General features: G+C 64.7%; 24 protein-coding genes, 2 tRNA genes and 1 pseudogene. 20 read left to right on the forward strand and 7 right to left on the reverse strand.

Features of this window, described 5'->3' with window-relative positions:
* Positions 1 to 13 precede the first annotated feature (13 nt).
* Positions 14 to 88: transfer RNA gene (locus IVB42_RS21540), tRNA-Thr, on the reverse strand.
* A gap of 316 nt (positions 89 to 404) precedes the next feature.
* Between IVB42_RS21540 and IVB42_RS21545 the strand changes: the two genes are divergently transcribed.
* The 14 genes from IVB42_RS21545 (at position 405) to IVB42_RS21610 (ending at position 10,022) form a co-directional block, all read left to right on the forward strand.
* Positions 405 to 617, forward strand: a complete 213-nt coding sequence (locus IVB42_RS21545) for a hypothetical protein (protein WP_018453104.1) — start codon at positions 405 to 407, stop codon at positions 615 to 617.
* A gap of 26 nt (positions 618 to 643) precedes the next feature.
* On the forward strand, positions 644 to 2,350 hold the full coding sequence (locus IVB42_RS21550; protein WP_018453105.1) for an FAD-dependent oxidoreductase: 1,707 nt from the start codon (positions 644 to 646) through the stop codon (positions 2,348 to 2,350).
* Positions 2,351 to 2,587: 237 nt separating this feature from the next.
* Positions 2,588 to 2,896, forward strand: a complete 309-nt coding sequence (locus IVB42_RS21555; RefSeq protein WP_007615494.1) for an EthD family reductase — start codon at positions 2,588 to 2,590, stop codon at positions 2,894 to 2,896.
* Positions 2,897 to 3,120: 224 nt separating this feature from the next.
* Positions 3,121 to 3,630: a hypothetical protein gene (locus IVB42_RS21560; RefSeq protein ID WP_026232463.1), complete on the forward strand. Its 510-nt coding sequence runs from the start codon at positions 3,121 to 3,123 to the stop codon at positions 3,628 to 3,630.
* Positions 3,631 to 3,649: 19 nt separating this feature from the next.
* Complete coding sequence (locus tag IVB42_RS21565) at positions 3,650 to 4,474, forward strand: alpha/beta hydrolase (protein ID WP_018453107.1); 825 nt, start codon at positions 3,650 to 3,652, stop codon at positions 4,472 to 4,474.
* 136 nt (positions 4,475 to 4,610) lie between these two features.
* Complete coding sequence (locus IVB42_RS21570) at positions 4,611 to 5,270, forward strand: NAD(P)H-binding protein (RefSeq protein WP_018453108.1); 660 nt, start codon at positions 4,611 to 4,613, stop codon at positions 5,268 to 5,270.
* A gap of 81 nt (positions 5,271 to 5,351) precedes the next feature.
* The gene (locus IVB42_RS21575; protein WP_026232464.1) at positions 5,352 to 5,789 is read left to right on the forward strand and encodes a DUF2948 family protein; all 438 of its coding nucleotides are present in this window, start codon (positions 5,352 to 5,354) and stop codon (positions 5,787 to 5,789) included.
* A 152-nt stretch (positions 5,790 to 5,941) separates the two neighbouring features.
* On the forward strand, positions 5,942 to 7,237 hold the full coding sequence (gene hisD / locus IVB42_RS21580) for a histidinol dehydrogenase (protein WP_018453110.1): 1,296 nt from the start codon (positions 5,942 to 5,944) through the stop codon (positions 7,235 to 7,237).
* On the forward strand, positions 7,234 to 7,731 hold the full coding sequence (locus IVB42_RS21585) for a UPF0262 family protein (protein WP_018453111.1): 498 nt from the start codon (positions 7,234 to 7,236) through the stop codon (positions 7,729 to 7,731). The genes hisD and IVB42_RS21585 overlap by 4 nt, the downstream gene beginning before the upstream one ends.
* 5 nt (positions 7,732 to 7,736) lie before the next feature.
* Entirely contained in the window at positions 7,737 to 8,204 is a 468-nt protein-coding gene (locus IVB42_RS21590) for a low molecular weight phosphatase family protein (RefSeq protein ID WP_018453112.1), read from the forward strand.
* Positions 8,205 to 8,360: 156 nt separating this feature from the next.
* Complete coding sequence (locus IVB42_RS21595; protein ID WP_007597557.1) at positions 8,361 to 8,990, forward strand: Maf-like protein; 630 nt, start codon at positions 8,361 to 8,363, stop codon at positions 8,988 to 8,990.
* A gap of 155 nt (positions 8,991 to 9,145) precedes the next feature.
* Positions 9,146 to 9,328 (forward strand): DNA gyrase inhibitor YacG, encoded by a 183-nt coding sequence (yacG, locus tag IVB42_RS21600; RefSeq protein ID WP_007597555.1) that lies wholly within the window; start codon positions 9,146 to 9,148, stop codon positions 9,326 to 9,328.
* A 185-nt stretch (positions 9,329 to 9,513) separates the two neighbouring features.
* Positions 9,514 to 9,589: transfer RNA gene (locus IVB42_RS21605), tRNA-Phe, on the forward strand.
* Between the two features lie 184 nt (positions 9,590 to 9,773).
* Complete coding sequence (locus IVB42_RS21610; protein ID WP_007615460.1) at positions 9,774 to 10,022, forward strand: hypothetical protein; 249 nt, start codon at positions 9,774 to 9,776, stop codon at positions 10,020 to 10,022.
* Positions 10,023 to 10,035: 13 nt separating this feature from the next.
* On the opposite strand, the gene IVB42_RS21615 is transcribed toward IVB42_RS21610, so the two are convergent.
* Complete coding sequence (locus IVB42_RS21615) at positions 10,036 to 11,178, reverse strand: helix-turn-helix transcriptional regulator (protein WP_018453114.1); 1,143 nt, start codon at positions 11,176 to 11,178, stop codon at positions 10,036 to 10,038.
* 595 nt (positions 11,179 to 11,773) lie between these two features.
* On the opposite strand from IVB42_RS21615, the gene IVB42_RS21620 reads away from it, so the two are divergent.
* Genes IVB42_RS21620 through IVB42_RS21630 form a run of 3 tightly spaced genes read left to right on the forward strand, consistent with a single transcriptional unit; the run spans position 11,774 to position 14,460 of the window.
* Entirely contained in the window at positions 11,774 to 12,448 is a 675-nt protein-coding gene (locus tag IVB42_RS21620; RefSeq protein ID WP_247471230.1) for a heme-binding beta-barrel domain-containing protein, read from the forward strand.
* A gap of 19 nt (positions 12,449 to 12,467) precedes the next feature.
* A complete protein-coding gene (locus IVB42_RS21625; protein WP_026232465.1) occupies positions 12,468 to 13,178 on the forward strand; it encodes a dihydrofolate reductase family protein in 711 nt (236 codons plus the stop codon).
* A 10-nt stretch (positions 13,179 to 13,188) separates the two neighbouring features.
* Positions 13,189 to 14,460, forward strand: coding sequence for an NAD(P)/FAD-dependent oxidoreductase (locus tag IVB42_RS21630; RefSeq protein WP_018453117.1), 1,272 nt, complete (start codon positions 13,189 to 13,191; stop codon positions 14,458 to 14,460).
* Positions 14,461 to 14,518: 58 nt separating this feature from the next.
* Here IVB42_RS21630 and IVB42_RS21635 read toward each other — a convergent pair whose 3' ends face one another.
* Positions 14,519 to 14,839, reverse strand: a complete 321-nt coding sequence (locus IVB42_RS21635) for a hypothetical protein (protein ID WP_018453118.1) — start codon at positions 14,837 to 14,839, stop codon at positions 14,519 to 14,521.
* A gap of 270 nt (positions 14,840 to 15,109) precedes the next feature.
* Between IVB42_RS21635 and IVB42_RS21640 the strand changes: the two are divergent.
* Positions 15,110 to 15,243 (forward strand): annotated as a pseudogene (locus IVB42_RS21640) (oleate hydratase); the annotation flags it as partial.
* A 32-nt stretch (positions 15,244 to 15,275) separates the two neighbouring features.
* Here IVB42_RS21640 and IVB42_RS21645 read toward each other — a convergent pair.
* From IVB42_RS21645 to IVB42_RS21660, 4 genes are all read right to left on the reverse strand, one after another.
* Positions 15,276 to 15,866: a hypothetical protein gene (locus IVB42_RS21645; protein ID WP_018453119.1), complete on the reverse strand. Its 591-nt coding sequence runs from the start codon at positions 15,864 to 15,866 to the stop codon at positions 15,276 to 15,278.
* 196 nt (positions 15,867 to 16,062) lie between these two features.
* The gene (locus IVB42_RS21650) at positions 16,063 to 17,376 is read right to left on the reverse strand and encodes a tetratricopeptide repeat protein (RefSeq protein WP_247299245.1); all 1,314 of its coding nucleotides are present in this window, start codon (positions 17,374 to 17,376) and stop codon (positions 16,063 to 16,065) included.
* 13 nt (positions 17,377 to 17,389) lie between these two features.
* The gene (locus IVB42_RS21655; protein ID WP_018453120.1) at positions 17,390 to 18,400 is read right to left on the reverse strand and encodes an aldo/keto reductase; all 1,011 of its coding nucleotides are present in this window, start codon (positions 18,398 to 18,400) and stop codon (positions 17,390 to 17,392) included.
* A gap of 280 nt (positions 18,401 to 18,680) precedes the next feature.
* Complete coding sequence (locus IVB42_RS21660; protein ID WP_026232466.1) at positions 18,681 to 19,106, reverse strand: PaaI family thioesterase; 426 nt, start codon at positions 19,104 to 19,106, stop codon at positions 18,681 to 18,683.
* Positions 19,107 to 19,172: 66 nt separating this feature from the next.
* Between IVB42_RS21660 and IVB42_RS21665 the strand changes: the two genes are divergently transcribed.
* Positions 19,173 to 19,802 (forward strand): CoA pyrophosphatase, encoded by a 630-nt coding sequence (locus IVB42_RS21665; protein WP_018453122.1) that lies wholly within the window; start codon positions 19,173 to 19,175, stop codon positions 19,800 to 19,802.
* A gap of 70 nt (positions 19,803 to 19,872) precedes the next feature.
* Positions 19,873 to 21,087, forward strand: coding sequence for a hypothetical protein (locus tag IVB42_RS21670; protein ID WP_018453123.1), 1,215 nt, complete (start codon positions 19,873 to 19,875; stop codon positions 21,085 to 21,087).
* Positions 21,088 to 21,165 lie beyond the last annotated feature (78 nt).

The raw sequence follows: 21,165 nt of genomic DNA on the forward strand, positions 1-21,165 counted from the left end.
ACATGGACATTAGTGGTGCTGCCAGACAGGATTGAACTGTCGACCTCTCCATTACCAATGGAGTGCTCTACCACTGAGCTACGGCAGCATGTGCTGGGATAAGAATCGGCCGCCACGAGGGGCCTACCAAGCGGGCCGATATCTGCCACAAGGCCCCCTCCTGTGCAAGCTTGCTAGCTCCGCCAAAGCGATAAAATCGGGTCGATATCGGGGCCAAAATGCCTGTTCTGGCGCGAAACGGCCGACTTTCCGCGGAATAGGTTCCGATATCCCCACCCAACTGGCCAGTTGCCCGATACGCCGGATTCGATCCATTTCGATTTTCGCACGATCGGATCGCGCGGGCCTCTTGAGCCGCCTTATTCCTCGGGCATGTTATCGCCGATCGCTGTAATGGACCGGTGATGGCAGACGAGAACGACAAGAGCACGAAGCAGGACTCCAGACAGGCGAGGGCGTTCCGCGACGACCGGCTCAAATCGGCGCTGCGCGAAAACCTGAAGCGGCGGAAGATGCAGGCGCGCGAACGCGCCGCAAGCACCGACCCCTCGCAGAATGAAGATGGTTCCCTAGATGAGGGGGCCGCCGGCGAGATAGCCGGCAAGACCGGCGACTAGAATTTTTGGAGTGCATGGACGTGGCAATGGGGCAGGACGAATCGCAACGACCCGAGAGTGACGCGCAGATGTCGCGGTTCACCCGCCCTGAACAGACCTTTCCGGCGCTGACACCAGCCGAGATCGGGCGTGTCAGGCATTTCGGCGAGGTCCGCAACTATGCCGATGGGGAATTCCTGTTCGAGACCGGTAAGCCGGGACCCGGCATGTTCGTCGTGCTCAAGGGCCACGTCGCCATCACCCAGCGCGACGGCCTCGGCCATGTCACGCCGTTGATCGATCAGGGGCCGGGGCAATTTTTGGCCGAGCTGAGCCAGCTCTCCGGACGGCCGGCGCTGGTCGACGGCCGCGCCGAAGGCGATGTCGAGACGCTGCTGTTGCCGCCGGAGCGGCTGCGCGCGCTGCTGGTCGCCGAGGCCGAACTCGGCGAGCGCATCATGCGCGCGCTGATCCTGCGCCGGGTCAATCTGCTCCAGGGCGGCGTCGGCGGCGTGGTGCTGATCGGTCCGTCGCATTCGGCAGGCGTGGTGCGGTTGCAGGGCTTCCTCACCCGCAACGGCCAGCCGCATCATCTGCTCGATCCCGCGCGCGATCGCGACGCCGCCGACGTCATCGCGCGTTATTCGCCCAAGCCGGACGACTGGCCGCTGGTCGTCACACCCGATGGTGCGGTGCTGCGCAATCCCGGCGAAACCGAGCTTGCGCGCGCGATCGGCATGATCGGCGGTCCGCGCAACGACCGTATCTACGACGTCGCGATCGTCGGCTCGGGGCCAGCCGGGCTCGCCACGGCCGTGTATGCCGCGTCCGAAGGCCTCTCCGTCGCCGTGCTCGACACCCGCGCCTTCGGCGGCCAGGCCGGCGCCAGCGCGCGCATCGAAAACTATCTGGGCTTTCCGACCGGCATTTCCGGCCAGGCCCTGACCGCGCGCGCCTTCAACCAGGCACAAAAGTTCGGCGCGGAAATCATGATCCCGGTGACGGTGAAGTCGCTCGACTGCACGCGCAAGGACGGCGCGTTCTCGGTGGCGCTTGACGGCTGCGATCCCCTGCATTCGCGCGCGGTGGTGGTCGCAAGCGGCGCACGCTATCGCCGGCCCGAGATCGAGAACCTCGACAAGTTCGAAGGCCGTGGCGTCTGGTATTGGGCCTCGCCGGTCGAGGCGAAGCTCTGCGCCGGCGAGGAAGTGGCGCTGGTCGGCGCCGGAAACTCGGCGGGGCAGGCCGCTGTGTTCCTGTCGGGGCACGCCAAAAAAGTGCTGATGATCATCCGCGGCGGCGGTCTCGGCGCCAGCATGTCGCGCTATCTCATCGAGCGCATCGAAGCCACGCCGAACATCGAACTGATGTTCAACACCGAGATCACGGCGCTCGAAGGCGACGAGGCCTCGCTGCTGCGGCGCATCCGCTGGAAGAGCCGGCTCTCGGCCGACGAGGATTTCGCCGACATCCGCAATCTCTTCCTGTTCGTCGGCGCCGATCCCGCCACCAGCTGGCTCGACGGCTGCGGCATCACGCTCGATCGCGGCGGCTTCGTCGTCACAGGCGCGCAGTCCGAGCAGAACCAGGGCCGGCTGGTTGCGCCGCTGGAGACGTCGGTGCCCGGCGTGTACGCCGTCGGCGACGTCCGCTCCGGCTCGGTCAAGCGCGTCGGCGGCGCCATCGGCGAAGGCGCCCAGGTCGTGGCCTCCCTGCACGGCTTCCTCGGCGACGCCGCAAAACCGGCGCTTTAGTCAAGGACAAGGCAAGTAAATGGCAAGTCGAATGAGGCTTGCCATCTTGCGGTGTGATGCGTGACTATCTCCTCATCCTGAGGAGCGCGCATTGCGCGCGTCTCGAAGGATGAAGGCCCAGCTGCCAAAGCCGGGCCTGCATGGTTCGCGCGGCGATGCGCAAGCATAGTCCGCAGGGGCGCTCGCGCGCCTCCTCACCATGAGGATCGACAAAGAAGCGCTTAACGGGAGGACTAAATGGCTGAAATCGTCGTGCTGTATAAAACGCCCACGGATGCTGCGGCCTTCGACAAATACTATGCCGAGACCCATATTCCGCTCGCCAAGAAACTTCCAGGCTTGAAGAAGTACGCCATCAGCAAGGGGCCGGTCGGCTCCCCCGCTGGACCTTCCGGAATCCATCTCGTCGCCATTCTCACCTTCGACAGCACAGCCGACATCCAGGCGGCATTCGCTAGCCCGGAAGGCAAGGCGACCGGTGCCGACGTGCCGAAATTCGCCAGTGGCGGCGCCGACCTGTTGATCTTCGACACCAAGGAAGTGTGAACCGCGATTCGACTTCGTCGACTCGTAGCCCCGGATTTCGCTTCGCTCCATCCGGGCTACAACTGCCGTCGTTTGTGACAGCGGTGCAAATAATTCAGCCATGCGTTTTCTATTCGCACGACGACGCATGGCTGCGCACGCATGTGTGACGCCAGCGCGTGTGGCAATTCGATGAGGACCGTAATATCAATCCCGACCTCAATATGGAGAGTAGGAGAGATGTCATGGTTCTTGGGTTGAGCTTGCCCGCCTTCACGCTGGTTCATGTCATCATCAGCCTGATCGGCATCGCCGCCGGCCTTGTCGTGATGTTCGGCCTGCTCGGCTCGAAGCCGATGCCGCGCCTCACCACGATTTTCTTAGCGTTCACGATCCTCACCAGCGCCACCGGCTTCCTGTTTCCGTTCAAGGAGCTGCTGCCGTCGCATATCATCGGCATCATCTCGCTGGTCCTGCTCGCGATCGCCTGCGTCGCGCTCTACGGCATGAAGCTCGCTGGGGTGTGGCGCCCGGTCTACATCGTGACCGCGATGATCTCGCTCTATTTCAACGTCTTCGTGCTGGTGATCCAGTCGTTCCTGAAGGTGCCGGCGCTCGCCGCGCTCGCTCCCGCCGTGGCGCCGGCGCCGCCCGGAGGTCCGGTGTTCGCCGTGGTGCAGGGCCTCGTGCTGGTGTTCTTCGTGGTGTTCACCATCGGCGCCTGGCGCCGCTTCAAGCCGATGGCGGTCGCCTGAACATACAAGGAGCCTAGCAATGCCCACCATCACCACCAAGGACGGCGTCGAGATCTTCTACAAGGACTGGGGAAGTGGCCAGCCGATCGTGTTCAGTCACGGCTGGCCGCTGTCGGCTGACGACTGGGACGCGCAGATGATGTTCTTCGTCACGCGCGGCTATCGCGTCATCGCGCATGACCGTCGCGGCCATGGCCGTTCGTCGCAGGTCGCCGACGGCCACGACATGGATCATTATGCCGATGATCTCGCAGCCGTGACGGCCCATCTCGATCTCAAGAACGCGATCCATGTCGGCCACTCCACCGGCGGCGGCGAAGTCGTGCATTACATCGCGCGCCATGGCGAGAGCCGGGTGGCGAAGGCCGCGATCCTCTCGGCAGTGCCGCCGCTGATGCTGAAGACGGAGGCTAATCCCGGCGGCCTGCCCAAGAGCGTGTTCGACGATTTCCAGGTGCAGCTCGCTGCCGGCCGCGCCAGCTTCTACCGCGACATCGCGGCCGGCCCCTTCTATGGCTACAACCGTCCCGGCGCAAAGCCGTCGGAAGCGGTGATCCAGAACTGGTGGCGCCAGGGCATGATGGGCGGCGCGAAAGCCCATTACGACGGCATCGTCGCGTTCTCGCAGACCGACTTCACCGAGGATCTGAAGAAGATCAATGTGCCGGTGCTGGTGATGCACGGCGACGACGACCAGATCGTGCCCTTCGCCGATTCCGCGCCGCTGTCGGCCAAGCTCTTGAAGAACGGCACGCTGAAGACCTACAAGGGTTTCCCGCACGGCATGCCGACGACGCACGCCGAGACCATCAACGCGGACCTGCTTGCGTTCTTCAAGGGGTGAGCGGCCTCAGTCCACGCGCGGACCGATCTGATTTCGAACCGGCCGGGTGCGAACACGTTCCAGTCGCGTGTGAGCCGGTGGTTGCAGCCTTTCATTAGTCAGTCTGCCGCGGAAGGCGCGCTGCGGGGAGATCCCGATGCAGATCATCATCTTCGGCGCGACCGGCATGGTCGGGCAGGGCGTCTTGCGCGAATGCCTGATCGATGCCCGCATCGATCGCGTGCTCGTGGTCGGCCGCAGCCCGACCGGCGTGCGCCACGCCAAGCTCACCGAGATCACACACGGCGAGTTCACGGACTACTCGGCGATCGAAGCGCAGCTCACCGGCTTCGATGCCTGCTTCTTCTGCCTCGGCGTCTCCTCGATCGGCATGAGCGAGGAGCGCTACCGCCATCTGACCTATGACATCACGCTCGCAGCGGCGACCGCGCTGGCACGGCTCAATCCGCAGATGACATTCGTCTATGTCACGGGCGCCGGCACTGATTCCACCGAGCAGGGTTCGCGGATGTGGGCGCGGATCAAGGGCAAGACCGAGAACGACCTGCTCAAGCTGCCATTCAAGGCGGCCTACATGTTCCGGCCCGGTGCGATCCAACCGCTCCACGGTGCCCGCTCCAAGACTGCGTGGGTGCAGGCCGTGTATGCAGCAAGTTGGCCGCTGTGGTCGGTGCTGCGCCGGCTCTCGCCGCGGCTCGTTACCTCGACCGAGCAGATCGGCCGCGCCATGATCCGGGTTGCGCGGGAGGGGTATCCGCGAAAGGTGCTGGAGATGGAGGATATCAATAGCCTCTAGTCCCGTAGGGCATTAGTTCTAGGGAAATTTCGCCGCCCGCGCGCGTTGAGCCCTATCCGCCCGAAGGAGAAAGCGCCGTCGATGTCTCCCCAGCTCAAACTGATCGCACTCGACGCCGACGACCTCTCCGTAATCTCGGCCCACGTCCAGGACGCCCGCGTGCAGCCCTCGGACATCATCTGGCGGCAAAGTGAAAAGCGGCTGGTCGTCGGCATGAGCCGGTTGGACTGGGAGCAGACGCTGGACGGCGAAGCCGAGCCGCGCAGGCTGGTGGCGGCTCTCCGGTTCGACCGCGTGCTCGCCTGCAAGTCGCGCGACATCGACCTCGACGCGCCGGACACTGTCCTGGACCTTGTCGGCATCGAATTCCACGGCCAGGACGCCCCCGGCGGGAGCGCCCTGCTGCTGTTTGCCCAAGGCGGCGCCATCCGCCTCGACGTCGAATGCCTGGAATGCGAGCTGACTGATCTGGGGGCGGATCAGCTGGGGACGGGGTTGGAGGCTGAAGGCGAGGGGTGAGGTGGCATGCCAACGCCACGCCTTCCGGTTTCGCCAGGACGACGCCGGAGGGGAGCGGCCCGGCTCAAGGGTTGACGCAGCTTCCCCGCCGCGCCATTGAGCAGGGGCCTGGTGAGCCAAACCGCGCCCCCAAAAACCAGTTAGAAGCCAAGATGCCCGTTCGTCTCGACCGCAGCAGCGCCGATTTTGACCAGCGATTCGGGGCCTTCCTCGCCGCCAAGCGCGAGGCCTCGGCCGATGTCGAGGCGGCCGCGCGTGCCATCGTCGACGACGTGGCGAAGCGGGGCGATGCCGCCTTGCTCGAGGCCACGGCAAAGTTCGACCGGTTGACGCTCGATGCATCCGACCTGCGCGTCACCGCCGCCGAGATCGAGGCCGCGGTGAAAGCCTGTGATGCAGCGACGCTGGATGCGCTCAAGCTCGCGCGCGATCGCATCGAGACCTATCACCGCCGCCAACTGCCGAAGGACGAGCGCTTCACCGATCAGCTCGGCGTCGAGCTCGGCTGGCGCTACACCGCGATCGAATCCGCCGGCCTCTACGTGCCCGGCGGCACCGCGGCCTATCCGTCCTCGGTGCTGATGAATGCGGTGCCGGCAAAGGTCGCCGGCGTGACGCGTCTCGTCATGGTGGTGCCCTCGCCCGACGGCAAGCTCAATCCGCTGGTGCTGGCGGCGGCAAAGCTTGGTGGCGTCACCGAGATCTATCGCGTCGGCGGTGCGCAGGCGGTGGCCGCGCTCGCCCATGGCACCGCGACGATCGCGCCCGTCGCCAAGATCGTCGGCCCCGGCAATGCATATGTCGCCGCGGCAAAGCGGCTGGTCTTCGGCAAGGTCGGCATCGACATGATCGCGGGTCCCTCCGAGGTGCTCGTCATCGCCGATGACACCGGCAATGCCGACTGGATTGCCGCCGACCTGCTGGCCCAGGCTGAGCACGATGCCAGCGCGCAGTCGATCCTGATTACCGATTCCGCGCGCCTTGCCGCCGATGTCGAAAAAGCCGTCGAGGCGCAGTTGAAGACGCTGCCGCGCGCCGTAATCGCCAGCGCCTCGTGGGCCGATTTCGGCGCCATCATCATGGTGAAGAACCTCAACGACGCCATTCCGCTCGCGGATGCGATTGCCGCCGAACATCTCGAGATCATGACGCAAGATCCCGACGCGCTCGCCGCAAAAATCCGCAACGCCGGCGCCGTGTTCCTCGGGCCGCATACGCCGGAGGCGATCGGGGACTATGTCGGCGGCTCCAACCATGTGCTGCCGACGGCGCGCTCGGCACGATTCTCGTCGGGGCTCTCGGTGCACGATTTCCTCAAGCGCACCTCGATCCTGAAATGCGGCCCGGATCAGCTGCGTGCGCTGGGACCAGCCGCGATGATTCTCGGCAAGGCGGAGGGGCTAGATGCCCATTCGCGCTCGATTGGATTGCGCCTCAATTTGTCATGACCCAGCCGCCCGAACAGGACGACTCGACCAATCGCATCGTCGGCGTCACGCTCGACGAGGACTCGATCGGCCGTTCCGGGCCTGACATCGAGCATGAGCGCGCGATCGCGATCTACGATTTGATCGAGCAGAACCTGTTCGCGCCGGAGGGCGCCGACGGGAAGGGGCCGTTCACGCTGCATATCGGGATCACCGGCAGCCGGCTGATGTTCGACATCCGTCGCGAGGACGGCACGCCCGTGGTCGCGCATCTGTTGTCGCTGACGCCGTTCCGGCGGATCGTGAAGGACTATTTCATGATCTGCGACAGCTACTATCAGGCGATCCGCACAGCGACGCCGGACAAGATCGAGGCCATCGACATGGGCCGCCGCGGCATCCATGACGAGGGCTCGCGCACGCTGCAGGAGCGGCTGAAGGGCAAGGTGCGGGTCGATTTCGAGACCTCGCGCCGGCTGTTCACGCTCATTACCGTTCTGCACTGGAAGGGTTAAGCGCGATGGCGGGTCCGCCACGCGCACGCGATCCGCAATCGGTGCTGTTCGCTTGCGCCATGAACAGCGTGCGCTCGCCGATGGCCGAGAGCCTGCTGCGGCACATGTTTCCGCAAGGGCTCTACGTGAAATCGGCCGGCGCCAGGCGCGGCGAACTCGATCCGTTCGCGGTGTCCGTGATGGCCGAGCTCGGCCAGGACATCTCCGCCCACAAGCCTCAGACCTTCGAGGAACTGGAGGATTGGGAGGGGTTGAATTTCGACCTGATCATCACGCTGTCGCCGGAGGCGCATCACAAGGCGCTGGAGCTGACCCGCACGCTTGCCGCCGACGTCGAGTATTGGCCGACGCATGATCCCACCACCATGGAAGGCAGCCGCGACCAGAAGTTGGCTGCCTATCGCGACGTCTGCGACCAGCTCCTGCTGCGCATCCGCCGGCGGTTTTCGAAGGTGGGCGCGGCGAACGGGTAGCATTCGGCGCCCGTAACACCCGCGTCACAGACTGCAGGCACACGCATCCTGTACCCGTCGAATCAGTAAAGTCCGGGTTCCCGGGTTGTGAAATCAGCCCCCGTCCGATAGGTTCCGCGCGCAATTCACCCCCTGCTTCATTCCCCAAATCACCTGATGCTCGGCCGCCCCAAATTCGTTCTCGCCTCCGGTTCGCCGCGGCGCCTGTCGCTGCTCAACCAGGCCGGCATCGAGCCGGACGCGCTCCGGCCCGCCGACGTCGACGAGACGCCGAAGCGGGGCGAGCTGCCGCGCGCCTGCGCCAACCGGCTCGCGCGGGCCAAGGCGGATGCGGCGCTCAAATCGGTGCAGCTTGACGACGAGCTGCGCGGCGCCTTCATCCTCTCCGCCGACACGGTGGTGGCGGTCGGCCGCCGCATCTTGCCCAAAGCCAACCTCGTCGACGAGGCCGCGCAGTGCCTGCGGCTGCTGTCGGGTCGCAACCACCGCGTCTACACCGCGATCACCCTGGTGACGCCGCGCGAGGCCTTCCGCCAGCGCCTGGTCGAGACCCGCGTCCGCTTCAAGCGCCTCTCGGAGGACGACATTCAGGCCTATATCGGCTCCGGCGAATGGCGCGGCAAAGCCGGCGGCTACGCGGTGCAGGGCATCGCCGGCTCCTTCGTGGTCAAGATGGTGGGGTCCTACACCAACGTGGTCGGCCTGCCGCTCTACGAGACCACCACGCTGCTGGGCGGCGAAGGTTTCCCGATCCGCTTCGGCTGGCTCAACGCCACCGCCGTCTGAGCCGAAAAGCCGCTCCTGCAAAAATCGCGAAAACAACCCCATGCACAGTAGAATTGCCCCGCGGAAATCTGGCCGGGACGCCTGCGCTTCCGCCGGAGGAACCCCTTTGGCGACGGGCTCTTGAACTCTCTCACCTCGTGTAAGCTGAGCACCCTATGGACGACCAGGTGAAAAAGCCCGCAAGCCCCCTCAAAACCTGTCCGATCTGCGGCAAGCCGCAGTCCGAGGCCACCCGCCCGTTCTGCTCCTCGCGCTGCCGCGACGTCGATCTGAACCGCTGGCTGAAAGGCTCCTATGTCATTCCCGGCCGGGATGACGAGGCAGACGGAGAGGAATAACCCTGTTCTATCAAGCATTTAAATTGTAGATGCACCGCTACGCGGCGTTGCCTCCGAGCCACGTCCTGCCTTGTGCACAGCCGGGCCACGCCCCGCGAAGCCATCGGCGAAGCGTGGGTGGACAGGCAGCCTTCAGCCCACTATAAACCGCCCGCTCGATGGGCTTTGGCCCCTCTTTGGAGCACGCCCAGGTAGCTCAGTTGGTAGAGCATGCGACTGAAAATCGCAGTGTCGGTGGTTCGATTCCGCCCCTGGGCACCATTTTCGCTCTCCACGGGCAACATCTTGCCCAGCGCCAAGCCTTGAGCGCCAAGCCTTGACCAGCCGGCTCGCGCAGCAATCCGTTCCGGAACCAGATCGCGCCCGCCGTTGCTGGCACTCTGCTTGCTCAGCCAGGACCAAAGTCTGGCCTTGGAAGAGAGGCCGTTTCAGGTTGAGGCAAGTGATGCAAGAAATGTCCCGTTCTGGTGCTGCCGGCGAACTCCGGCTCGATGCGTTGGTCGCCGATTTGTGGTGGCGCGTTAGACTCATCAACACCGACATTCTCGAGGAAGAGGCGAGAGCAGGGGTGTTTGACGTGCTTCAGCCGACCTATCCGCTTCTTGCGCTGAATCTTCGCGCGCGACGCGACAATTTGGTCTCGACGATCGGCGTGCTCGAGCAGCGTGCGCGATCAACGTCGGAAGCGGCTTGAGCGCGGTCTTCTGTTACACCGGGAACGTCAGCGATTTCGCGAGCCTGACCAGATCGACCTGGCGCCGGCAGCCCGTCTTTTCGAAGACGTGAATGAGATGGCTCTTCACGGTGCTGACGGAAACGCGGAGCAAGGCCGAGATTGCGTCTCGTGTGTGTCCCTCGCAGATGAGCTCGAAGATGCGAATCTCGGCCGGCGTCAGGTCATAGAGCTGGTTGAGCGCATCGTGAAGCAATCGCGGCGGCCCGGAGGCTGACGTCACGAACACGGCGGCAGCGGCGCTCTGGATCAGACCGGATCGTGTGTGGCTGCGTCGCAGCGGCAGAACGTGGATGACGAGAGGCTCACCGCTTTGGCGAGGGATCGGGATGCCGATGCCTTTTTGCCCGAGCGTCGCCTCGTCCTTTGCCGCCTGCGCGACGGCTGATTGCAATGTGGCCGTGCTCGCCGCGGATTGAACCGCGATCCTGCCATGCCTTGCCACGATCGGATCGCCGGCCGCGAGCATCGCCGCGGCTGCGGCGTTGGTGTGAACGATCTTCGAATCCTCGTCGGCCAGGACGACGCCCACCGTCAGGGCCTCCACCGTCGCCGCGAATGTGTTGGCTTCCACCGCCTTCATGTCGAACAGATTGCTGATCGTCACGGCGCGGCGGATGTGAGGCGCCAGAAGGCGCAATCCGTCGACCTGCGCATCGTCGATCCGGCCTGCCGACTCATGCTGGCTGAATATCGCATTTCCAACCATCGTCCTGTCGCGAACGAGGCCGACGGCAACGGCGTCGAACAGGCCCCTGGGCATGGCCCATTCGCGATAGTAGCGGTTGCTGGAAATAACGTCCGGCCGGACGGCTTGGGATTGAACGACCGGCTCGCCGAGCGGGTATTGCCGAATGCGTTCGGCGCCGCCCCAGAGCTCGATGATGTCGGGGCCGTAGCCGACCCCGTTCTGGGCCATCTGGGCCAGGTCGGACCCGGAGACCGCATTGACGACGGCCTTCATGTTGGTGAGGCTGGCGACCGAGAGCGCGCCGGTGGCAAAGCCGAACTGGGCGCAGATCTGATCTAGAACTTCGGTCCAGCCTTCCGGCGCGATCACACAATCATAGACACTGCCGATGAGGTCCGAGAACTTCTCGACCGAAGCCTGCTGCATTCCAAACCACTCACTTGAAAATAACGGACGTCACGTGAACGCTAGTTTAGGAGTGGCTTCGTCGCCTATGGTGTATTTCACAATCCTGAGGTGATCTTATCATCGTGATTCCGTGGCGCAAACGGGAACACCGAACACAAATGCTTATGACGCTCTCCTGGGCAGCTGCCATGATTTTCACGAATTACGGAACGTCAACGCCTTGGCTGCATAAGCCCGACGCTCGGGTGTCTGATTAAAACTGCGGCAGATTCGACGTCGATTGCAAAATCTACCTTGTTGTCAGGTAGCTCGCAGTGATCCACCAAGCGAAAGGCAGAACTCCATGCACAACTCCATCCAGCGATCGCATTGGCGACGTGGTTACACCCTCGAGCGCGACGACGCATCGTCTGCGACCATCGCGACCAGCCCATCGTGGGCGACCATCGCAATCAACCCATCGTCCGGGACCACCGCCACTAAGCGTCCTGGCGCTTCGCGTCATGCATCGTCTGCGCGTGGCGCCTATGTCCATTCGCGATTGTGAGGCTGGAGAACGAGCCACGCCCGCGCTCTCATGCTATTGCTGCCTCGCAACGACGCGAGGACACCCATGCTCCCCCTTCCCGCCGATATCGTCACCGAGCCCGAGGACGTCTCGCCCGACGGACTTGCCAATCTCGGCCCGCTCCGCCGTCTCGCCGGTGTCTGGCAGGCCGACAAGGGTATCGACATCAATCCGAAGGCCGAGGGGCCGGAGCGGCGGACCTTCATCGAGCGCATCCGGATGGACCCGATCGATCCGCAGGCCAACGGGCCGCAGCTGCTCTATGGGCTGCGGTATCACATCCACATCAACACGCCCGAGGAAGACATCACCTTCCACGACCAGGTCGGCTACTGGTTGTGGGAGCCCGCGACCGGGTTGATCATGCAGACGCTGGCGATTCCGCGCGGGCAGGTGCTGCTGGCGTCGGGCAAGGCCGGGCCGGGCGACAAGGAGATCTCCGTGACCGCCAAGCGCGGCGACACCGCTTACGGGATCTGCTCGACTGATTTTCTGGAACAAGCGTTCCGCACCGATGCTTACCGCTGCGACATCACCTTCAACGACGACGGCAGTTGGACCTATCTGATCCAGACCGAGTTGTTCGTGCACGGCGCGCCGTTCAACCATCGCGACACCAACACGCTGAAACTCATCGCGCCGCCAAAGCTCAATCCCCTCGCTTTGATCGTGAACGATCGCGCCACGGGGAATGAGAAGGGCAATGAGCCGGCTGCCTGAGCGCGGCCCGGAGATACGCATGAAGCCTTACGTCATCTGCCTGATGCATTCGAGTCTGGACGGCCGCACCCATCCGAGCCGCTGGCGCCCGAAGGGGGCAGGAACGGACTGGTTCGAGAAGATCCACGACGAGCTCGGCGGCGACGCCTGGGTGATCGGCCGCATCACCGGCTCGGAGTTCGCCAAGGGCGATGCCTATCCCACGACGGCGGACGCGAAATTTCCGCGCGAAAACTGGTTTGTGCGACGCGACGCGAAAACCTATGGCGTCGTGCTCGATGCGCAGGGCAAGATCGGCTGGGGCCGCTCCGATATCGGCGGCGATCCGATCGTCGTCGTGTTGACCGAGAGCGTCGCCGATTCGCATCTCGCGGGGCTCCGCGGCGAGGGCGTGTCCTATATCTTTGCCGGCAAGTCCGAGATCGACCTCGCGCTGACGCTGGACATCCTCAACCGCGAGCTCGGCGTGAAGCGCCTGCTGGTGGAGGGCGGCGGTGTCGCCAACGGCGCGTTCCTGCGTGCCGGCCTGATCGACGAGTTCAACCTGATCCTCAGTCCCGCGATCGACGGTGCCAAGGGCGCGCCCTTCGTGTTCGATTCCACGGACTCGGACGGCGACCGGCGCGCACCGCTGAGCGCGATGACGCTGGAGAGCACGCGGGATCTCGGTGGCGGCGTCCTGCTGCTGCGTTATCTGATCCAGAACGATCCGCAGGCCGTGGGCAAGTAACAGCACCGAGATGTCGGCAACATCCGAGCATATCGTCATTGTCGGTGCCGGCGCGGCCGGTCTGATGGCGGCGCGCGAGCTGGCGCGCGCGGGCAGGACCGTGACAATCCTGGAGGCGCGCGAGCGCTGCGGCGGCCGCATCCACCCGCTGCCTGCTTCGGAGTTCGGCTACCCCGCCGACGGCGGCGCCGAATTCGTCCACGGCGAGGCGCCGGTCACGCGCGCGTTGCTGCGTGAAGCCGGGCTGTCCCTACAGGAGATCGAGGGCGAGCGATGGGGCTTTGACGGCGCTGACATCGTGCGCGAGGATCGCCACGATCCGCATCAGGCTGAGCTGCACGCCGTGGTCCGGGAATTGAACGACGACCTCACTGTCGCCGATTTCCTGCGCCGGCATTTTGCCGGGGATGAGCATGCGCGGCTGCGCCATTCGATCGAGCGAATGGTTGAGGGCTATGATGCGGCCGATCCCGAGTCCGCCTCCACGCTGGCGCTGCGCGAGGAATGGATGGCTGGCGGGCACTCTCCGCAGGCGCGCATCAAGGGCGGCTATGGTGGGATGATCGACTTCCTGGCAGCCGAGTGCCGCAAGCTTGGCGTGACGTTTCGCTTCGGCTGCGTGGTGTCGGCGATCGAGGAGGAGGGCGGCGCGATCGTCGTTCGCTGTGTCGGCGGCGACGTGCAGGGCTGCGATCGCGTGATCATCACCGTTCCGTTGCCGTTGTTGCGCGAGATCGGGCTGCCGAGCCGCGCGCGCGCGAAGGCGGCGGCGGCCGACGATATCGGCTTCGGTAACGTGATAAAAATCCTGCTGCGCTTCAGGCGGCCATGGTGGCGTGAGCGCAAGGAAGAGCTCGCGGACATGGCCTTCCTTTTGTCCGACCAGGCCATCCCGGTGTGGTGGACGCAATATCCGAACCGGCATCCCGTGCTGACCGGATGGTTCGGCGGCCCGCGCACGGCAGCGCTGTCGCGTCTCGACCCGCAAGCGCTGATCGATACCGGGCTCGATTCGCTTGCGATCGTCTTTGGCCTGTCGGGCCAAGACCTCGCACGCGAACTCGTCATCGCGGTCGCGACAAACTGGGCGCACGATCCCTACGCCCGCGGCGCTTATTCCTGGGCGACGCCGCGAACGCGCGAGGCGCAAACGATCCTTGCGCGCGCCGACGGTCCGGTGCTGTTCTCCGGCGAGGCGCTCTATCGCGGAGCCGACATGGGTACAGTCGAAGCGGCGCTGGCGAGCGGTCAACAGACGGCGGGGATAATCTTGCGGGAATAGGCTGACGAGCAAAGAAAGGCCCGCGTTTCGCGAGCCCTTCGTCTTGCTGCCTTTCGTCTTACCAGCGGCTGCCGCCGAAGCCGAACGTCACGCTGGGACCGCCGCCGCCGTAATATCCGTACGGTCCACCGCCGTAATAGCCGTGGTGCCGCGGATAATAGCCGTAGCTCCGGTAGTGCGGACGATGAAATCCGTGATGGTGGTGAGGACGCCAGTGATGGCGATAGCCGTGATGGTGGTGCCTGTGCTGCGCGCTGATATCGGTTGACTGGGCGGCTGGCGCGTTCTGTTTCGCACTTGAATGATTGGCCGCGTTCGCCGCGGATCCGCCGACAAGCGCCGCAGCACCGACGGCCATCGCGACAAAGAGATACTTCATGTCATCACTCCGGTTGAATGTCGTGTGACAACACATGGTCATCCGGCACGTTCCGGCCAGTGCGGGCGTCGAAACGACGCAGTTACATTGGTCCGGTTCGCGCGGCTGCGTGCGTCTCTTGAGATCTATTGTCGCATCACCGGCGTGATCGCAACTCTGCCATCACTCTGCCGCGAATGACGCAATCACGTCATCGGTGGTGACGATGCGCGCGAATTCGTCGGTGAGCAATCTCGGCTTCGACACACAGCTGGTGCGCGGCCATCTGAATTCGACCCTGGCGTCTTCGAGGATGCGATCTGCATTCCCTGCCGCATGCCCTACATCACCAGCATGTTCATGCCGCGCAGCGCGGCCGACCGCTGCCGGTGCCCAGGAATTCCGTCAATCTCGCCTTCTTCGCGACGCTGGAAAGGCGTTCACGTAACGGATGGAGCTATTTGAACGGATCCTGGATCGACGGCGCCGACTGCCTGATGCGGCGCACGCTCACCGGCGTGCCGTCGGAGACGAACAGGAGTTCGTACTTCCGGCCCTCGCTGTCGGTCGCGGAGCAGGTGACGTCGTTCACCTTCTTGGCGGCGAAATTGCCGGTCTGGCGGCAGAGGCCGGTGGAGGTCTGCTCGGCCGGCACCGGCAGCCCGTCGACCTTGGGGCGGTCCTTGGAGTTGAGCAGCATGCGGTCGATCGGCAGCTCGTAGGAATTGTCGTCGGCGCGCTTGCCGTTCTCGCCGGAGAACGACACGACGTGATTGTCATCAGCGGGATCGTCGACCGCGACCGTGAAATTGACCCGGCCCTTGTCACCATGAGCGTAGGCGACCGTCTTGCAGGGGAAGGTGCGGCCGGCAACCTTCAACGTCTTGCAGTGGCCGGACATCAGCGCCAGCAAGTCGATAAAGGCGGTCTGTTGCCCGGGCGGATTGTTGACGGGAATCGGCGCGGAAGACTCGGCAAAACAAGGGCTTGCCAAGAGGACCAAGGTGGCGACGAGGGCAGCAGCGAGGATGGGGCGGCAGAGGCGCATCGGAAGGCTCACATGCCAGGGAACGACCGAAAAGTCCCGTCGGATAACCAGCGAACCGTAAATTGGTTGCGATCCCGTTTGTTCTGCCGGACTCGTCTGAAATACCACCGCGCCACCCCAACGGCAATTCGCCCATATCGCCCAACCCATTCCCGGCCAGCACTTGCCGTCAGGCCGGTGTTTTTTTCGTGGCGGGCTACCCCATAGCCGCCCGCCAGCGCGTATCGCGCAAGGATGGGCGGCGGTGCAGGCGGGCGTCGAGCAGGGCGCGGGCGCGCGGCAGGTCGCCGCTGCGCATGAGGGCAACGACAAAAGTGTCCTCGATCAACTCGCGCTGGGCGTGGCTGCCGCCGAGACGCACGACCTCGTCGAGGACCGGCGCGAGCATTTGCACGCATGCCGCGTAATCCTCGTCCGCAAAGGCTGCCAGCGCGCGGCAGACCGCCGGCACGACGGGGCCGGCCGGCAGCTTGCCATCGGCGAGCCGCTGCTCGATCGCGGTCAACCGCGCGACAAGCGCCTCGCGATTTTGCGTTGCGGCTGCGAACAGTGCCATGTGGATATCGGCGAAGGGCAGGCTCGATTTCGGAAACAGTCTTTGCGCGGTGGCATCGGCTTCGACCCAGAGCGCTCTCGGCACGACGTGGCCGTAAGCCGACAGGCGCCAGAGCAGTGACGCACCGTCGGTGACGAGATTGAGCGGCGGCGCCTGTGTGGCCTTTGGCTGCAGCACATCGGCATAGATCGCGAGCGCCCGCGCGGCATCGCCATGCTCCAGCGCGCCGAGCGCCTGATGCCAGCGGATGTGGCCGTGCAAGATCCCGGCGCGGTCGTAACAGGGGATCCAGTCGTCGACGAGCCGGTCGGCCGCTTCGATCGAACCGTCCTCGAACATCGCATGCAGCACGGCGTGCACGGCATGGGCATTCTGCCGGCGCAGCTCGAAGCCGCGCTCGGTGACACCGCGGCCGCGACTGACATTGCCGTTCTCGGTCATCGCCCAGCCGTACATGGTGAGGAACCACCAATCCTCGCCATAGTCATGCGCGACGCGCTCGCACAGCTCCTGCCGGGCGCGGTCGTGATCGGCCATGCCGGAGAACGCGAACAGGCCGAAGGCGCCGAGCGGCAGCGACAGCACCAATGCATCGCGCGGCCACGCCTCGACGTGCTTCATCGTCGCCGCGATTGCCTCGGGCAGCCGGCCCTCAATTGAAAGCGCCAGCGTCTCGACATGCGAACGCTCGCGTTCCGTGCCGCGTGTCGCCACGAGCTCACGGGCGAGTGCCGCCTTCTGCCGTGCCAGATCGCCTTGCTGATAGAAGCCATGCAGGCGGGCGCGGGCGATATGGGCCAGCGCAAAATCCGGATCGGCCGCAATCGCGCACTCCAAGGTTTCCGCCGTGCCGGTCCAGCCCGCGAGCATGAGGTCGACGCCTTCGCGATAAGCGGACGCCGCCTTGGGCGAAGAGGTAGAGAGCGGCAGGCCGTAGCGATCTTCGAGGGCCATTCTTGTCTCCGGCTCAGGCCGTCCGCGCGCGACGTCCTTCAATCGGATAGGCCGGGTCGTTGTAGCCTGGCGTCGAGGGATGACCCGGCACGACCAGTCTGTCGATCAGCGCCTCGTCCTCGGCGGTGAAGCGATAGTCGAGCGCGCCGGTATAGCCGTCCCATTGCTCCTCGGTGCGCGGGCCGGCAACGATCGAGGAGACAAAGGCGGAGTTCAGCACCCAGGCGACCGCGAACTGGCCTGCGGTGATGCCATTTTTCTCGGCGTGGGCCTTGATCTCCTGCGCCAGCTGGAGCGATTCCGGCCGCCATTCGGTCTGCATCATGCGGGTGTCATTGCGGCCCGCGCGCGTCTCCTTGTCGGGAGCCGCGTCGGGCGTGTATTTGCCGGTCAGCACGCCGCGCGCCAGGGGGCTATAGGGCACGATGCCGAGGCCGTAATAGGAGCAGGCCGGGAAGTGCTCGACTTCGGGCATGCGATTCATGGCGTTGTAATAGGGTTGGCTCACCGCGGGCCGGTCGATGCCGAGCCGGTCGCAGATGTTGCAGATTTCGGCGACGCGCCAGGCGCGGTAGTTCGAGACGCCGAAATAGCGCACCTTGCCGGCGCGGATCAAATCGCCCATCGCGCGCACCGTCTCCTCCAGCGGCGTCGAATGGTCTTCCTTGTGCAGATAATAGATGTCGATGTGGTCGGTGCCGAGCCGCTTCAGGCTCTCATCCGCCGCTTGCAAGACCCAGCGTCGCGACAGGCCGACACGGTTGGGATCGTCGCCCATGGGATTGGCGAGTTTCGTGGCCAGCACCCAGGCGTGACGGTTGTTGCCGATGGCGCGTCCCACGACCTGTTCGGATGCGCCCTTGGAATAGGCGTCGGCGGTGTCGATGAAATTGACCCCGGCCTCGTGCGCCTTCGCGATGATCCGCTTTGAGGTGGCTTCATCGGTCGGCCCGCCGAACATCATGGTGCCCAAGCAGATCGGCGACACTTTCAGGCCGCTGCGGCCGAGTTGGCGGTATTGCATGGGCGCGTCCTTGCTGCTTCTTCTGGCGACAGCATAACCGTCTCACTCCGTCATTGCGAGCGCAGCGAAGCAATCCAGAGATGCGTCTGCGGCGGCAGTCTGGATTGCTTCGCTGCGCTCGCAATGACGCGGTTGGCGGAGATGCTTGCTACGCTCTCAGCTGTCATCGCCCGGCTTGACCGGGCGATCCAGTATTCCGAGAGGGCTGTAGTTCAATCGAGAAGCCGCGGCGTACTGGATTCCCCGCCTGCGCGGGGAATGACAGCGGTGGGTATCGCTCCTACCCCGGCCCCTTCAAGATCTTGAACACACCATTGGCCATCACCACGCAGCGGCCGTCCACCGTCACCTCGGTGCTCATGAAGATCAGGCTGCGGGTCGAGCGCACCACGCGCGGGCGGGAGATCAGGATGTCGCCGATCTGGCCGGCTTCGACGAAATGTGTGTCGAGCTGCACCGTCGCCATGAACTCCTTGCCCGAGACATAGCGGGCAGTCATGCCGCAGGTACGGTCCGCGAACGTCATCATCACGCCGCCCTGGACCATGCCGCGGCGATTGTGGTGCTTGTCCTCGGTCGCAAGTGCGAATTCGTACTGGCCGTCGACCTTGCGCTCCCACAATGGGCCGATCAGGTGCATGAAGCCCGTGGTCTCCAGGATGGTCCAGCCGTCTGCTTTCAGCCTCGCGGCGGTCTTGTTGGTCATGTCGTCCATTTCCTGAGCGGGTCGTGCGATCTCGTTTCATCGGAGCCGGACGTGGTGTAGTCAAGCATGATGAGACCGTTCGACGATGCCACACGGCGGAATATCGCGGCTGCCTGTGCGGCCTTCACGCGGCTGCCGGAGGATGAGGCGCCGGCGGCGTTGAAGCGTGCCGCTGTGGTGATTGCGCTGACCGCAGCCAGCGAGCGCGATGACACGGCGTTCCTGCTCACGCTGCGCGCATCGCATCTGCGCGCCCATCGCGGCCAATGGGCTCTTCCCGGCGGACGCTGCGATGCCGGCGAGACGCCGGTCCAGGCGGCACTGCGCGAGCTCGACGAGGAGCTTGGCCTGCGCCTCACCGGCGCGGAGGTGCTCGGCACGCTCGATGACTATCCGACCCGCTCCGGTTATCTGATCACGCCGGTCGTGGTCTGGGCCGCCGATAGTGCCGCGATCAAACCAAACCCGGACGAGGTCGCCTCCGTCCATCGCATCGCGCTTGCGACGGTCGAGCGCGCCGACGCCTTCGATTTCGTCGCGATCCCCGAGAGCACGCGCCGTGTGATCCGTTTCCATCATCAGTCGAGCTTGATTCACGCACCGACGGCGGCCCTGATCTACCAGTTCCGCGAAGTGCTGGCAGGACGGCACACCCGCGTCACCGAGCTGGAACAGCCGGTATTCGCCTGGAAATGATGCGAGGGGCGAAAACGAGGTAAACGGCGCGTTAACGTGACAGTTACCGGATGCCTGCTAAGAGGGCAGCATGCATCAATCGATTCGAAATGCCGTGAGACTGGTTCCACTCGCGCTCGTCCTGCTCGCGCCTGCCGTGCGCGGCGGCGAATCCGACGCGCTGCCGCCGGCCGTCCGCAATGCCAATGCCCAGCTGTTGTCGCAGTTCTTTGCGCAAGGCGGCGTGTCGCCCGCCGTGCTGGAATATCGCCGCAAGCTGCAGGAGTATCAGGCGGCGCGCGCGGCCTTTGACGAGGAAGCCGGCGCCTATTGGAGTCAGATCTCCGAGAAGCGGAAAGGCCGTAATGCCAAGCGGCGCAGCGGGCAGCAGGTCACGCTCGACGATTACGTGCTGGAGCATCCGCCGCTCTATAACGGGCCGAAACGGCCGGTGAATCCGGAGCCGGAGGAAACCCCGGACCGCCCGACGAAAAAGCCGATCCCGGTGGTCGCCGATCTGCTGCGCGCGGCGCAGGAGCTTTATCAGTTCACGCCACAGCGGCCGGCCAACGAAGTCGAATTCAAGCGCGTCTATGCACGCTACGCGCTGGCCTCGGGGCTGACGCGCGAGCAGGCGGTGCGGGTCTACGCGTTCGAGACCGGCGGCACCGGCAGTTACGACGTGCAGGCGGGAATCGAACATGGCGGCAAGCGCGCCATTTCGACCGCGATGGGCTACAACCAGCTGCTGACGACCAACAGCGTCGAGCTGCTGGCCGAGCAAGGCCATGAATTCATCCGCGCTCTCTCTGACAAGGTGGCGCGGACCTCAGGCCCGGCGCGTCAGTCGCTCGAGCACAAGCTCACTGTGCTCAAGAAAATGGTGGCGCACGCCAAGTCGGTGCCCGACACCTGGTCGGAGCACGAGAAGATCGGCAACACCGCGCAGGGCTGGGCCATGCATGCCATGGTGCTCGACATCGATATCGGGCCGATGCTGCAGACTCACAAGCTGCTCACCTCGGTGCTGTTCGCGCGTGCCAAGGGCTACAACCGCCCGCTCAGCGCGGCCGAGCTCGAGATGATGAACCTCACCGGCGACGGCACCGGCCTCGACATGGTGACAATGCCGCAGGTAATGCGCGAGCAGGTGCCGACTTCGAACTTCTTCCAGCGCGGCGGCTACGAGCGTAACCCGGTCGCGATCCGCCACAACACGGTGGCGAAGCTGCTGGCGGTGACGGATACGAGGATGGACAGCAACAGCAACAACGCCGGCGCGCGCGAGCTGGCGGGGGCGTTTTAGGCGGCGTCGTCCGGCGAAGGCCGGGACCCATTACCACAGGGCATAGTTTGGGAGGACGGTCGTTCGGTACTGCGGCCG

Origin of the sequence: Bradyrhizobium sp. 45 (genome assembly GCF_023073155.1) — a bacterium.
GTDB classification, from domain to species: Bacteria; Pseudomonadota; Alphaproteobacteria; order Rhizobiales; family Xanthobacteraceae; genus Bradyrhizobium; species Bradyrhizobium canariense_D.